The following is a 12,492-nucleotide window of genomic DNA, read 5'->3' on the forward strand; positions in this document are numbered from 1 at the left end:
GGCGCGGGGACGGCGGGTCAGCCGGCTATCTCCGGGGCGTAGGTGCCGAAACTCCAGACGTTGCCCTCGACGTCCCGGGCCATGTAGTCCCGCGAGCCGTAGTCCTGGTCCGTCGGGGGCATCAGGATCTCGGCGCCGTGGTCCACGGCCCGCTGGTGGTGAGCGTCGACGTCGTCCACGACGATGTACACCCCGGTCGGGCCCGCGCCCTCCATGGCCGCGTCGAAACGGCCGCCGCGGCCGCTGGAGCCCAGCATGATCGCGCCGTTGCCCTGCACCAGCTCGGCGTGGAGCACCCTGCCGTCCTCGCCCTCGTACACCGACAGCTCGGTGAAGCCGAAGGCCTCCGTCAGCTGCTTGATCGCCGCCTTCGCGTCCGCGTACAACAGCGACGGATAGATGCTCGGCCGACCGCCGGTCGTGCCTGCCATACCGATCACTCCCTCGTGTGCCGGTCCCCCCGAAAGCCGTCGTTCCGGCCTGCTGCACAGTTTTGCACCCGCCACCGACAACGCCCCGGGCCCGCGCGGCCCGTGCGGGCCGACGGCCCACCCGGTCCCCCGGGCAGTGGAACGGCCCCACCGCCGGGGCCACCGTCCCGCACGCGGTGCCGACCTGACCGTCGAAGAGGACGGCGTGGCCATCCCGGCCCGCATCGCCGCCCACCACACCGTCGACGGCGACCTGCGCCGCCCACCACACCGTCGACGGCGACCTGCGCTGGGTGCAGCACCGTCGACGGCGACCTGCGCTGGGTGCAGCACCGTCGACGGCGACCTGCGCTGGGTGCAGCACCGTCCACGGCGACCTGCGCTGGGTGCAGCACCGTCGACGGCGACCTGCGCTGGGTGCCGCCCGCTCGCGAGGGCTGCGTGTTCCGGCCCGGACGTGCCGTATCTCACGGCCCCGCCCTGCTCGTCGCCCGGCCCCGCGCACACGTCGCCCGGCCCCGCGCACACGGCGCCCGGACCGCGCAGCTCGGCGCCGTGGACGACCTGCGCGGGACCGCCCCGCACCGCGCATCCCTGGGCAACGACCGCCCCGTCACGGGCCCCCTCGAACGCCCGCACACAGAAAAAGCGCTTGCGCCGCCCCGTTAGACTTGGCCCATGGCCATTCTCCTCGCGCATTAGACGGCGGGAACGTCCTCAGCCGCCCACCCGTCAATTTCCGTACGCCCAGGAGTCTGTCCGTGATCTCCGCCTCCGGTATCGAGCTGCGCGCCGGTGCCCGCATCCTCATCGAGAGCGCCACCTTCCGCGTCGCCAAGGGCGACCGCATCGGCCTGGTCGGCCGTAACGGCGCCGGCAAGACCACTCTCACCAAGGTGCTGGCCGGCGAAGGCATCCCCGCAGCGGGCACCGTCACCCGCTCCGGCGAGGTCGGCTACCTCCCGCAGGACCCCCGCACCGGCGACCTGGACGTCCTCGCCCGCGACCGCATCCTCTCCGCGCGCGGCCTCGACGTACTGATCCGCAAGATGCGCGAGAACGAGCAGCGCATCGCCAACGGCCAGGGCGCCACCCGCGAGAAGGCGCTGAGGCAGTACGAGCGCCAGGAGACCGAGTTCCTCACCAAGGGCGGGTACTCCGCCGAGGCCGAGGCCGCCACCATCGCCGCCGCGCTCAACCTGCCCGACCGGGTGCTCGGGCAGCCCCTGCACACGCTCTCCGGCGGTCAGCGCCGCCGTATCGAGCTGGCCCGGATCCTGTTCTCCGACGCGGACACGCTCCTGCTCGACGAGCCGACCAACCACCTCGACGCGGACTCGATCGTCTGGCTGCGCGACTACCTGAAGACCTACCGCGGCGGCTTCATCGTGATCTCCCACGACGTCGACCTGGTCGAGACGGTCGTCAACAAGGTGTTCTACCTGGACGCCAACCGTTCCCAGATCGACGTCTACAACATGGGCTGGAAGCTCTACCAGCAGCAGCGCGAGGCCGACGAGAAGCGCCGCAAGCGCGAGCGGGCCAACGCCGAGAAGAAGGCCGCCGCGCTGCACTCGCAGGCCGACAAGATGCGCGCCAAGGCCACCAAGACGGTCGCCGCGCAGAACATGGCCAAGCGTGCCGACAAGCTGCTGGCCGGCCTGGACGCCGTCCGTGTCTCCGACAAGGTCGCCAAGCTGCGCTTCCCGGAGCCCGCGCCCTGCGGCAAGACCCCGCTGACCGCCGAGGGCCTGTCGAAGTCATACGGCTCGCTGGAGATCTTCACCGACGTCGACCTCGCCATCGACAAGGGGTCGAGGGTCGTCATCCTCGGCCTCAACGGCGCCGGCAAGACCACCCTGCTGCGGCTGCTCGGCGGTGTCGAGCGGCCCGACACCGGCGAGGTGATCGAGGGCCACGGCCTCAAGCTCGGCTACTACGCCCAGGAGCACGAGACCCTCGACCCGGACCGCACCGTCCTGGAGAACATGCGCTCGTCGGCCCCCGACATGGACCTCGTCGAGGTCCGCAAGGTGCTGGGCTCGTTCCTGTTCTCCGGCGACGACGTCGACAAGCCGGCCGGGGTCCTCTCCGGCGGCGAGAAGACCCGTCTCGCCCTCGCCACCCTGGTGGTCTCCGCCGCGAACGTCCTGCTCCTGGACGAGCCCACCAACAACCTCGACCCGGCCAGCCGTGAGGAGATCCTCGGCGCCCTGCGCACCTACAAGGGTGCGGTCGTCCTCGTCACCCACGACGAGGGCGCGGTCGAGGCGCTCCAGCCGGAGCGGATCATCCTGCTGCCGGACGGCGTCGAGGACCTGTGGGGCGCCGACTACGCGGATCTGGTGGCCCTCGCCTGAGAACCGATCTCGTCGTCCTCGCTTGATCGAATGCCTGATCCACTGGCTATGGATCATTCGGCCTATCGGTGATCCATCATCTGTGTGAGATCTCCTCGTACCGAGGTGTGTCCTACATCGATTTCGCGGCCGATCCCTTTGTCGACAAGGGATCGGCCGCTCTCCATGTCTGACCTGGTACTTCACGGAAGAGCCCGTTCGGCCCTATGGGCAACCCTCATCGGAATCACAGATTCCGTATGTGGGGATGCGCTCCTGTCGTCACAACGATGTCTCACGGACCTTGCCGAATGGGTGGCCATCACGCCCCGGAGGGGTGATCATGAGGGGACCAGAGCGCACTTCCCATGAGGAGGCACGGGTGGCCGAGACTCTGAAGAAGGGCAGCCGGGTGACCGGCGCCGCGCGCGACAAGCTCGCGGCAGACCTGAAGAAAAAGTACGACTCCGGTGCGAGCATCCGGGCACTGGCCGAGGAAACCGGCCGCTCGTATGGCTTCGTCCACCGGATGCTCAGCGAGTCGGGTGTCACGCTGCGTGGGCGTGGCGGGGCGACGCGGGGCAAGAAAGCCGCGTCCTGACCCCGGGCGGCCCATCGGCTTCGATGGTGGCCACCCGGTCGGTCGTGTGATCGGCCGGGTGGTTACTGTGCAGTCACTTAGCATGCCGTACGGCACTGCATGATGACCGCACCCACCGGAGGCGCCCCATGGCTTCGCCCGACCAGGACCTCGCTCCTGCACTCGACAAGGACGGCGTACGGCTCACCGTCGACGACGCGCTCGCCACGGTGACGCTGACCAACCCGGCCAAGCGCAACGCCCAGAGCCCCGCACTGTGGCGGGCGTTGGCCGAAGCCGGGCGGTCACTGCCGGGGTCGGTCCGGGTCGTCGTGCTGCGCGGTGAAGGCCAGTCCTTCTCCGCGGGCCTCGACCGGCAGATGTTCTCGCCGGAAGGGATCCCGGGCGAGCCGACCTTCATCGAGCTCGCGCGCCGCGACGACGCCGGGCTCGACGCGACCATCGCCGAATACCAGGAGGCGTTCACCTGGTGGCGGCGCAACGACATCGTGTCGATCGCCGCCGTGCAGGGCCACGCCATCGGGGCCGGCTTCCAGCTGGCCCTCGCCTGTGACCTGCGCGTCGTTGCCGACGACGTGCAGTTCGCGATGCGCGAGACCAGCCTGGGCCTGGTGCCGGACCTGACCGGCACGCACCCGCTGGTCTCGCTGGTGGGCTACGCCCGTGCGCTGGAGATCTGCGCGACCGGACGCTTCGTCCAGGCCGAGGAGGCGGTGGCTTCCGGGCTGGCCAGCGTGGCGGTGCCGGTGGGCGAACTCGACGCGGCCGTGCGCGACCTGGCCGGGGCGCTGCTGGCCGCGCCGCGGGACGCGGTGGTGGAGACCAAGGCGCTGCTTCGGGGTGCCGGTGATCGTACATATGACGAGCAGCGGGCTGCCGAGCGGCAGGCGCAGGCCCGGCGGCTGCGGGATCTGGCAGGGGTGGGTGAGTAGCGCCCCGTAAGAGGCGCGGGGAACCGCGCGACCGGACCCCACCGGCCCGCGCGTTCTGCACGGTGGGCAGCTAACCCACCGCTGTCACCACCACGGCCACCGTCGGCTGGTCGTCCAGCGCCGCGCCGACCGCCGTACGGACCTGCCGGGCCACCTCCACGGCCCGCAGGCCGTCGTCGGCCAGCGCCACCTCCACCCGCACATGCCGGCGCAGCAGCGCGGCGTCGAAATGGATCTCACGGCTCAGCGCGCCCGTGACCCGATCCACCCCCGGCACCGCGAGTGCCGCCGCCGTCACCCGTGCGCCCTCCGGGTCGGCACCCTCCCGGACCGACGGCGGCCGGGGCGCATGTACGACCGCCGCCTCCGCCGCGTCCTCCTCCAGCAGGTCGGTCACCCGCAGGTCGATCTCGGTCACCGCCAGCCCGAGCCCCACCGCAGCCGCCGCCAGGGCCCGGCGCAGCCCGGCCGCCGTCGTCGGCAGCGGCTCCGCGGCCGTCGCCGAGAAGTCCGCCGACAGACGCAACGCTCCTGGCGGCACGGCACCGGGCGGTGGCGGTACGACGGACTCCTGCACCGCTTCCGGATCCGCCGGCGCGATGCGCACCGCACCCAGCCGCACGCCCGGTACCTCGGCTGCCGCCCGCCGCACCGCCGCGTCGGCCGCCGCCTCCGTGAGCCACGCCCCGTCGCCCGGCCCGCCCAGCGGAAGCAGCCTGCCGAAACCCAGGGGGTGCCGTACCGCGTCTGTCCATCGGTCCGCCGTCATTGCTCCAGCCTGCCGCATCCCCGGGGCATGGCAGGGCATCCGCACTTACGGTGGTCGCAGGACGACGACCGGAAGGGACGCACGGCGATGAGCGAGACGGCGGCCGAGGCAGAGAAGGACCCCACGGCAATCACCCGCAAGACCACCAGGCGCGGCGGTGGCGATCCGTCAACCCGGGGGCGGACGACGATCGCCGACGGGGTCGTGGAGAAGATCGCCGGGCTGGCCGCCCGGGACGTGGTCGGTGTGCACGCGATGGGCAGCGGACTCGCCCGCACCTTCGGCGTCGTGCGCGACCGGGTGCCCGGCGGCTCCAAGTCCGTGACCCGGGGTGTGAAGGCCGAGGTCGGCGAGGTGCAGACCGCGCTCGACCTGGAGATCGTCGTGGACTACGGCGTGTCGATCGCCGACGTGGCCCGCGCGGTGCGGGAGAACGTGATCGCGGCCGTGGAGCGGATGACCGGCCTCGAAGTGGTCGAGGTCAACATCGCGGTGAGTGATGTGAAGCTGCCGGAGGAAGAGGAAGAAGAGCCGGAGTCCCGGCTTCAGTGACCGTTGGGCTTCAGTGACCTTCGAGGGGAGCGCACCATGGGTTTGGCCGTGGTCGGCATGATCGCCGGCATGGCGCTGGGCTTCGCCGGGTACTTCGGCGGGTTCGGCGCCTTCCTGCTGGTGGCGGCGCTGGGGGCGATCGGATTCGTCGTCGGCCGGTTCGCGGAGGGGGACCTGGAACTCGGCGAGTTCTTCCGCAGCCGAGACGACCGGCGTGACCGGCGGCGATGACCTCCGCGATGACCTCCGCGAGCAGTGAGACACCCGGCGGCCCGGCGGTCGTGGCGCCCGGCGGGCGGGGCGCGCTCCGGATCGCCGACCGGGTCGTGGCGAAGATCGCCGCACAGGCGGCCCGCGAGGCGCTCGGCGCCCTCCCGAAGGACGCCGTGCCCCCGCACGCCACGGTCGTCATCCACCATGACATCGCACGCGTCCGTGTCCACCTCGAACTGGACTACCCGTCGGACATCGGCGCCCGGTGCGCGGCCGTGCGTCGGCATGTGGTCGAGCGGGTAGGCGCGTTGGTGGACATGGAGGTGCCGGAGGTCGTCGTCCACGTCGAACGGCTGCACCCGGCCCAGACCCAGGGGAGGGCGTGATGAGCACCGAACAGACACCGGTCATCGACAAGCCACCACCGGCGGACGCGCCCGCGCACACCCACGAGGCCCGCTTCTGGTCCCCGCGCCGCGCCCCCGCGGCCCTGGTCGCACTGCTCAGCCTCGTCGTCGCGGGCGCCTTCCTGTACGACATCACGGCCGTCCGGGCCCACCACCCCGCGATGCACTGGCGCCGCGAACTGGCCCGCCAGCTCGCCCGGCGGCCCCTCGACGACACCTGGGTCCTGGTCGGTGCCGGCATCGGCTTCGCCCTGGGCCTGTGGCTGCTGGTCCTGGCCGTCACGCCCGGACTGCGGAACCTCCTGCCCATGCGCCGCACCCACCCCGACATCCGCGCCGGACTGCGCCGCGACGCGGCCGCGCTGGTGCTGCGCGACCGGGCCATGGACATCTCGGGCGTACGCCGGGTACGCGTACGGCTGCACCGCTCCCGCGCCCATGTCCTCGCCATCTCGCACTTCCGCGAACTCGACGAGGTCCGGGCCGACCTGGAGACGGCCCTGACCGAGGCGATCCGCAGCCTGGGCCTCGCGCATCCGCCCAAGCTGACACTGCTCGTGCTGCGACCCGGCAAGAAGGGGTGACGTCATGCTCAGCGCGGTCAACCGCGTACTGACCGGCCTGGCAGGCCTCCTGCTCCTCGCCCTGAGCGGCTCGGTCCTGGCCGTCGGCCTCGGCGCCCCGGCCCCGTCCTGGTGGATCCATCACAGCCGTCACGACGTCCTGCTCACCACCGCCCAGCGCACCCACTGGCGCGCCGCGAGCTGGTGGTGGCCGACGGTCCTGGCGGCACTGGCTGTCGTGGTCCTGCTCTCCCTCTGGTGGCTCACCGCGCAACTGCGCCGGCGCCGCCTGACGGAGGTCCTGGTGGACACGGGAGACGGCGAGGTCGCGCTGCTGCGCGGCAGGGCCCTGGAGACGGTCCTGGCGACGGACGCGGCCCACCAGCAGGGCGTGGCCCACGCCCAGGCGGTCCTCAGGGGCACGCGGACGGCACCGCAGGTGAGGGTGTGGCTCCAACTGGAGCCGGACGTGCCACCGGGTGAGGCGCTGGACGACCTGACGGCCCAGGCTCTGGCACACGCCCGGGACTCGGCGGCTCTGAAGAGACTCCCGGCGGAAGTACGGCTGACGTCGGTCGGACACCGCGCGGAGAGGGTGACTTGAACCGCCGCTCAGGGGGCCGACCTGTTCGGGGGGCGGGGCTGTAGCGATATGCGGCTCCGCCGCGTGGGCGCGACCGGCCCCCACACCCCGCACCCGACGAGCGACCGTCAGAACCCGTGCCTCAGCCCCCCGTCGACCGGCACCATGATCCCCGTCAGATAGGACGCCGCCGGAGACATCAGGAACGCCGCCACCCGCCCGAACTCCTCCGGCGCCCCGTACCGCCGCAACGGAATCCGCGACTCGTTCGCGACCCGGGTGGCCTCCGGGTCCGCGGACAGCGCATCCAGCTCCCGTACCCGATCCGTGTCGATCCGGGACGGCAGCACCCCCACCACCCGGATCCCGCGCGGGCCCAGCTCGTCCGCCAGCGACTTGGCGAACCCGGCCAGCCCCGGCCGCAGCCCGTTCGAGATCGTCAGCCCGGGAAGCGGCTCGTGGACGGACGCGGACAGCACGAACCCGATGACACCGCCCTCCTCCAGCTCCTCGGCCGCCGTGCGAGCGAGCCGCACCGCTCCCAGGAACACCGACTCGAACGCGGTCCGCCACTGCTCGTCCGTGTTGTCGGCGACGAACCCGGCCGGAGGCCCGCCCACGCTCACGAGAATGCCGTCGAAGCCCCCGAAGAGATCACGCGCGACCGCGATCAGCCGCGCCGGCGCATCCGCGTCCGCGTTGTCGACGGCGACACCGACCGCGTTCGGCCCCAGTTCGGCCGCCGCCTCGGCGACCCGCTTCTCGTCCCGCCCGGTCACCACGACCTTCGCCCCGTCGGCGACCAGCTCACGCGCGGTCGCGTTGCCCAGTCCACGGGTCGCTCCGGTGACGACGTACACCCGGTCCTTCAGTCCAAGATCCATGGTCCCTATCCTGCCTTCTCGCCACCGAACAGCGTGAGGGCGGTGTTCACCAGCCCGATGTGACTGAACGCCTGCGGGAAGTTGCCCAGCTGACGCCCCGTCTCCGGGTCGTACTCCTCGGACAGCAGGCCCACGTCGTTGACGAGCCCCACCAGCCGTTCGAACAGTTCCTTCGCCTCGTCGGTGCGGCCCGTCATGTGCAGCGCGTCGGCGAGCCAGAACGAGCACGCCAGGAACGCGCCCTCGCCGCCCGGCATCCCGTCGACGCCGATCGCGTCCGTGTCGTAGCGGCGCAGGAACCCGCCGTGGCCCAGGTCGTCGCGGATCGCGTCCACCGTGCCGACCACCCGGGGGTCGTCCGGGGGCAGGAAGCCGACGCGCGGGATCAGCAGCAGCGAGGCGTCGAGTTCCCGCGATCCGTAGTACTGCGTGAAGGTGTTGCGCTTCCGGTCGAACCCCTTCTCGCACACCTCGCGGTGCACCTCGTCGCGCATCGTGCGCCAGGTCTCCAGCTCGCCGCTGAGCTCCGGGTAGTCCTCCAGGGTCTTCACCGCGCGGTCGGCGGCCACCCACACCAGCACCTTGGAGTGCACGAAGTTGCGGCGTCCGCCGCGCACCTCCCACAGGCCCTCGTCCGGCTGCCGCCAGGCCTTCGCCAGGAACTTCATCAACGCGCACTGGATGGACCACATGTGCGGCTCGGTGGACAGGCCGGCGCTGCGGCCCAGCGACAGCGAGTCCATGACCTCGCCGTACACGTCCAGCTGGAGCTGGTCGACCGCGTTGTTGCCGACGCGCACGGGGCTGGAGCCGACGAAGCCGGGCAGCCAGTCCAGTTCGAACTCGGGCAGCCGGCGCTCGCCCGCCAGGCCGTACATGATCTGCAGGTCCGCCGGGTCGCCGGCGACCGCGCGGACCAGCCAGTTGCGCCAGGCCTCCGCCTCCTTGTGGTAGCCGACGGACAGCAGGGCCCCGAGGGTGAGCGTGGAGTCGCGCAGCCAGCAGAAGCGGTAGTCCCAGTTGCGCACCCCGCCCAGTTCCTCGGGCAGCGAGCTGGTGGCGGCGGCGACGATGCCGCCGGTCGGCGCGTAGGTGAGAGCCTTGAGGGTGATCAGGGAGCGCACGACCGCGTCCCGGTAGGGGCCGTCGTAGGTGCAGCGGGCGGTCCAGCGCCGCCAGTCGGTGACGCTGGTGCGCAGCGCCTCGTACGGGTCCACGAGCGGCGGCCGCTGCTGGTGCGAGGGGTGCCAGGTGAGCACGAACGCGACCCGCTCGCCCGCCGCGACGGTGAACTCCGAGTGTGTGCCGAAGTCCTCGCCCCAGGTCCGTACGGAAGGATCGCTGCGCAGCCACACCGAGTCCGGCCCGGCGACGGCGACCCGGTGCCCGCCGGAGCGCCGCATCCAGGGAGTGACCGAGCCGTAGTCGAAGCGCAGCCGGAGCAGGCTCTGCACGGTGACGCGGCCGCTGACGCCTTCGATGACGCGTACGACGTCGGGGGCGCGGTCGCGCTGGGGCATCAGGTCGGTGACCCGGACCGTGCCCTCGTCGGTCTCCCACTCCGTGTCCAGGACCAGGGTGCCGGTCCGGTAGGCGCGCCGGGTGCAGGTGGTGGCGCCCATGGGGGCGATCCGCCAGTGGCCGTGGTTCTCGTCGCCCAGGAGCCTGGCGAAGCACGCGCCGGAGTCGAAGCGGGGCAGGCACAGCCAGTCGATGGAGCCGTCCCGGCCGACCAGAGCCGCGGTCTGTTCGTCGCCGATCAGGGCGTAGTCCTCGATGCGTCGGTCCACGGGACCCGGTTTCCCGGTCGGCCCGGGGGCCAATCAGGGGGTGGACCGGGGGAGTGACGCGGCACTCGCGTCACGGCCGGCCTCGCGGCCTCAGACGGCGGCCGGTTCCGCCTCCTCGGCCGGCTCCTTCTCCGCCGCCTCCGCACGCGCGCGTGCCTCGCGGCGGACCAGCACGAAGAAGCCGTAGGGGACGCCCGCGGCGAACAGCCACCACTGGATCATGTACGCGTAGTTCAGCGGGGCGTCTTCCTTGCCCGGGTCGGAGATCTGCTCCGGGGTGTCGCCCTTGGGCTGCGGCGCGGTCTGCTCGATGTAGCCGCCCAGCACCTGCTTGCCGAGCCGGCGCGCCTGCTCCGCGCTGTTGATCAGCATGATCTGCCGGTCGGGCAGGCCCTTGATGTCCTTGATGCCGCTCGCCGCGGTGGTCTCGTCGGGCATCAGCCGGCCCTGGACGGTGACCCGGCCGGCGGGCGGCGCGGGGACCTTGGGGAAGGCTGTCTGGCTCGGGCCGTCCGACGAGATCCAGCCCCGGTTGACCAGCAGCACCTTGCCGTCGGTCAGCACGAAGGGGGTGAGGACGTGGTAGCCGACCTCGTCGTCGGAGTTGGTACGGCGGCGGACGACGACCTCGTCGGCGGTGTCGAAGGTGCCGGTCGCGGTGACGGTGTGGTACCGCTCCTTGCGGGTCACCGCGTGCCCCGGCTCGGTCACCTGCTCCACGGGCACCGGCTTGGCGTTCAGCGCCTCGGCCACCAGCTGGTTACGGGCGCTGCGCTCCTCGTACCGGTGCTTCTGCCAGAACCCCAGTCGGATCATCGTGGGGATGAGAAGCAGCGAGACCAGGGCGAGGATCACCCACTGCCGGGTCAACAGGAAGCGGTACACGAAGAAAGACCGTACCCCTCATGTGCCGGCCCGCTGCGGGAGGGTCCCCCAGAGGGCCGGCACATCTCCGCCTCGGCGGTCACGCGTGGCGCCGGTCACACGCGGTCGACGATGCCCGCCTTCCCCGCCTCGCGGGCACAGTGGGCGCCGCAGTACCACTGGTTGTCGGCCTCGACGCCCTGGCCGATGATCGACACCTTGCAGTGCTCGCAGAGCGGGGCCATGCGGTGGATCGCACAGGAGAAGCAGTCGAAGACATGGACCGCGCCCTGGGCGTGCACCTCGAAGGTCATTCCGTAGTCATTGCCGCAAACTTCGCATTTAGCCATGCGTCACAGCGTGGGCGGTCGTCCTCGCGCGGGCGAGTGGGCGCGGGGCGAGTCGCACGGCAATCACCCGTCCGTACGGTCCTGACGCCCGGTCACTTCTCCGCGGCCGGCGCCACGTCCCGCAGCAGCTGCCCGAAGGCCGCCTCGTCCATGACCGGGGTGCCGAACTGGCGGGCCCTGACGACCTTCGACGTACCCGAGTCGGGGTCGTTGGTGACGAGCAGGCTGGTGAGCCGGGAGATGCTCGTCGACACGTGCAGACCGGCCTCGACGGCCCGGTCCTCCAGGAGCTCCCGCTCGGTCGAGGTGTCCCCGGAGAACGCCACCCGCATGCCCTGCCTGAGCGGCTTGCCGTCCTCGTACCGCCCCGGGTTCGGGTACGGGCACGCCGGCCGCTTGCGGGACGGGCGCCAGCTGCTGGGCCGGTAGCCGCCGCCGTAGCCCCCGCTCGCCTGCTGCCCGATCCGGGGCGTCTGCGACCACTCCGTCAGCGGCCGGCACTCCAGGAGCGGCAGCCGTACGTTCCCCGCCGCCGCGGCCCGCAGGCTCGGGCGGAACGCCTCCGCGAGCACACGCGCGTCGTCCAGCGCGTGGTGCGCCCGCTGCTGTACGACACCGAAGTGCGCGGCCAGGGTCTCCAGCTTGTGGTTGGGCAGCGGCAGGCCCAGCTCCTTGGAGAGCGCGATCGTGCACAGCCGCTGCCGCACCGGGGCCTCGGCCTTCGCGCGCGCGTACTCCCGCGCGATCATCTGCCAGTCGAAGACCGCGTTGTGCGCGACCAGCACCCGGCCGTCGAGCCGCGCCGAGAACTCCTCGGCGATGTCCGCGAAGAGCGGCGCCCCTTCGAGCGTCTCGCTCGTCAGCCCGTGGATCCACACCGGACCCGGGTCACGCTCGGGATTGACCAGCGTGTACCAGTGGTCCTCGACCTCGCCGCGCTCGTCCAGCCGGTAGACGGCCGCGGAGATTATCCGGTCGTCCCGGGCCAGTCCGGTGGTCTCCACGTCAACGACCGCGTACCCCTTGGGATACGCGGCCGGCCACGGGGTGCCGGGGGACACTGCGGTCGTACGGTCTTCGAGCATGGTCATTGAGGATACGGGCCCCGGCCGACAGTCCGGCCCGTCAGGTCGCCCGGTGCAGCCGCCCGTTCGAATGTCCTGATTGCCCTTCGCGTGGCTATGGACCTTTTCGCCGCCCGGTGCAAGCGTGCG

At 71.8% G+C, this 12,492-nt stretch carries 15 protein-coding genes; 8 read left to right on the top strand and 7 right to left on the bottom strand.

Annotated elements, in window-relative coordinates:
• Positions 1-17: 17 nt before the first annotated feature.
• On the bottom strand, positions 18-431 hold the full coding sequence (locus tag EDD90_RS40995; RefSeq protein ID WP_123978152.1) for a VOC family protein: 414 nt from the start codon (positions 429-431) through the stop codon (positions 18-20).
• 761 nt (positions 432-1,192) lie between these two features.
• Between EDD90_RS40995 and EDD90_RS41000 the strand changes: the two genes are divergently transcribed.
• From EDD90_RS41000 to EDD90_RS41010, 3 genes are all read left to right on the top strand, one after another.
• Positions 1,193-2,791: an ABC-F family ATP-binding cassette domain-containing protein gene (locus tag EDD90_RS41000; RefSeq protein WP_123978153.1), complete on the top strand. Its 1,599-nt coding sequence runs from the start codon at positions 1,193-1,195 to the stop codon at positions 2,789-2,791.
• A 361-nt stretch (positions 2,792-3,152) separates the two neighbouring features.
• Positions 3,153-3,371, top strand: coding sequence for a helix-turn-helix domain-containing protein (locus EDD90_RS41005; protein WP_046727957.1), 219 nt, complete (start codon positions 3,153-3,155; stop codon positions 3,369-3,371).
• 128 nt (positions 3,372-3,499) lie between these two features.
• A complete protein-coding gene (locus EDD90_RS41010) occupies positions 3,500-4,303 on the top strand; it encodes an enoyl-CoA hydratase/isomerase family protein (protein WP_123978154.1) in 804 nt (267 codons plus the stop codon).
• A gap of 70 nt (positions 4,304-4,373) precedes the next feature.
• Here EDD90_RS41010 and EDD90_RS41015 read toward each other — a convergent pair whose 3' ends face one another.
• Entirely contained in the window at positions 4,374-5,072 is a 699-nt protein-coding gene (locus tag EDD90_RS41015) for a nucleopolyhedrovirus P10 family protein (protein ID WP_123978155.1), read from the bottom strand.
• 87 nt (positions 5,073-5,159) lie between these two features.
• On the opposite strand from EDD90_RS41015, the gene EDD90_RS41020 reads away from it, so the two are divergent.
• From EDD90_RS41020 to amaP, 5 genes are read left to right on the top strand one after another with little or no spacing between them, the layout of a single operon-like run.
• Positions 5,160-5,624, top strand: coding sequence for an Asp23/Gls24 family envelope stress response protein (locus EDD90_RS41020; protein WP_123978156.1), 465 nt, complete (start codon positions 5,160-5,162; stop codon positions 5,622-5,624).
• Between the two features lie 36 nt (positions 5,625-5,660).
• Positions 5,661-5,855: a hypothetical protein gene (locus tag EDD90_RS41025; protein WP_123978157.1), complete on the top strand. Its 195-nt coding sequence runs from the start codon at positions 5,661-5,663 to the stop codon at positions 5,853-5,855.
• 8 nt (positions 5,856-5,863) lie between these two features.
• The gene (locus tag EDD90_RS41030) at positions 5,864-6,223 is read left to right on the top strand and encodes a hypothetical protein (protein WP_123978158.1); all 360 of its coding nucleotides are present in this window, start codon (positions 5,864-5,866) and stop codon (positions 6,221-6,223) included.
• Positions 6,223-6,828, top strand: coding sequence for a DUF6286 domain-containing protein (locus tag EDD90_RS41035; RefSeq protein ID WP_123978159.1), 606 nt, complete (start codon positions 6,223-6,225; stop codon positions 6,826-6,828). Before EDD90_RS41030 ends, EDD90_RS41035 begins: the two co-directional genes overlap by 1 nt.
• A gap of 4 nt (positions 6,829-6,832) precedes the next feature.
• Positions 6,833-7,411 (top strand): alkaline shock response membrane anchor protein AmaP, encoded by a 579-nt coding sequence (gene amaP / locus EDD90_RS41040; protein ID WP_123978160.1) that lies wholly within the window; start codon positions 6,833-6,835, stop codon positions 7,409-7,411.
• Positions 7,412-7,518: 107 nt separating this feature from the next.
• On the opposite strand, the gene EDD90_RS41045 is transcribed toward amaP, so the two are convergent.
• The 5 genes from EDD90_RS41045 to EDD90_RS41065 all read right to left on the bottom strand — a co-directional run bounded on the left by EDD90_RS41045 (position 7,519) and on the right by EDD90_RS41065 (position 12,363).
• A complete protein-coding gene (locus EDD90_RS41045; protein ID WP_123978161.1) occupies positions 7,519-8,274 on the bottom strand; it encodes an SDR family oxidoreductase in 756 nt (251 codons plus the stop codon).
• A gap of 5 nt (positions 8,275-8,279) precedes the next feature.
• Positions 8,280-10,064 carry a glycoside hydrolase family 15 protein gene (locus EDD90_RS41050; RefSeq protein WP_123978162.1) on the bottom strand — a complete coding sequence of 595 codons (1,785 nt, stop codon included), beginning with the start codon at positions 10,062-10,064 and terminating at the stop codon, positions 8,280-8,282.
• 90 nt (positions 10,065-10,154) lie between these two features.
• Positions 10,155-10,949, bottom strand: coding sequence for an SURF1 family protein (locus EDD90_RS41055; RefSeq protein WP_123978163.1), 795 nt, complete (start codon positions 10,947-10,949; stop codon positions 10,155-10,157).
• 95 nt (positions 10,950-11,044) lie between these two features.
• Entirely contained in the window at positions 11,045-11,278 is a 234-nt protein-coding gene (locus EDD90_RS41060; RefSeq protein ID WP_123978164.1) for a hypothetical protein, read from the bottom strand.
• A 92-nt stretch (positions 11,279-11,370) separates the two neighbouring features.
• A complete protein-coding gene (locus EDD90_RS41065) occupies positions 11,371-12,363 on the bottom strand; it encodes a DEDDh family exonuclease (protein WP_123978165.1) in 993 nt (330 codons plus the stop codon).
• Between the last annotated feature and the right edge of the window lie 129 nt (positions 12,364-12,492).

Source organism: Streptomyces sp. Ag109_O5-1 (assembly GCF_003814875.1).
In the GTDB taxonomy this organism is placed as follows: Bacteria; Actinomycetota; Actinomycetes; order Streptomycetales; family Streptomycetaceae; genus Streptomyces; species Streptomyces sasae.

What these genes read in the sequence shown, in the direction of transcription:
- EDD90_RS41045 (WP_123978161.1), bottom strand. Translation starts at nt 8,274, where the DNA reads ATGGATCTTGGACTGAAGGACCGGGTGTACGTCGTCACCGGAGCGACC.
- EDD90_RS41015 (WP_123978155.1), bottom strand. Translation starts at nt 5,072, where the DNA reads ATGACGGCGGACCGATGGACAGACGCGGTACGGCACCCCCTGGGTTTC.
- EDD90_RS41065 (WP_123978165.1), bottom strand. Translation starts at nt 12,363, where the DNA reads ATGCTCGAAGACCGTACGACCGCAGTGTCCCCCGGCACCCCGTGGCCG.
- EDD90_RS41020 (WP_123978156.1), top strand. Translation starts at nt 5,160, where the DNA reads ATGAGCGAGACGGCGGCCGAGGCAGAGAAGGACCCCACGGCAATCACC.
- EDD90_RS41010 (WP_123978154.1), top strand. Translation starts at nt 3,500, where the DNA reads ATGGCTTCGCCCGACCAGGACCTCGCTCCTGCACTCGACAAGGACGGC.
- EDD90_RS41060 (WP_123978164.1), bottom strand. Translation starts at nt 11,278, where the DNA reads ATGGCTAAATGCGAAGTTTGCGGCAATGACTACGGAATGACCTTCGAG.
- amaP (WP_123978160.1), top strand. Translation starts at nt 6,833, where the DNA reads ATGCTCAGCGCGGTCAACCGCGTACTGACCGGCCTGGCAGGCCTCCTG.
- EDD90_RS40995 (WP_123978152.1), bottom strand. Translation starts at nt 431, where the DNA reads ATGGCAGGCACGACCGGCGGTCGGCCGAGCATCTATCCGTCGCTGTTG.
- EDD90_RS41030 (WP_123978158.1), top strand. Translation starts at nt 5,864, where the DNA reads ATGACCTCCGCGAGCAGTGAGACACCCGGCGGCCCGGCGGTCGTGGCG.
- EDD90_RS41035 (WP_123978159.1), top strand. Translation starts at nt 6,223, where the DNA reads ATGAGCACCGAACAGACACCGGTCATCGACAAGCCACCACCGGCGGAC.
- EDD90_RS41025 (WP_123978157.1), top strand. Translation starts at nt 5,661, where the DNA reads ATGGGTTTGGCCGTGGTCGGCATGATCGCCGGCATGGCGCTGGGCTTC.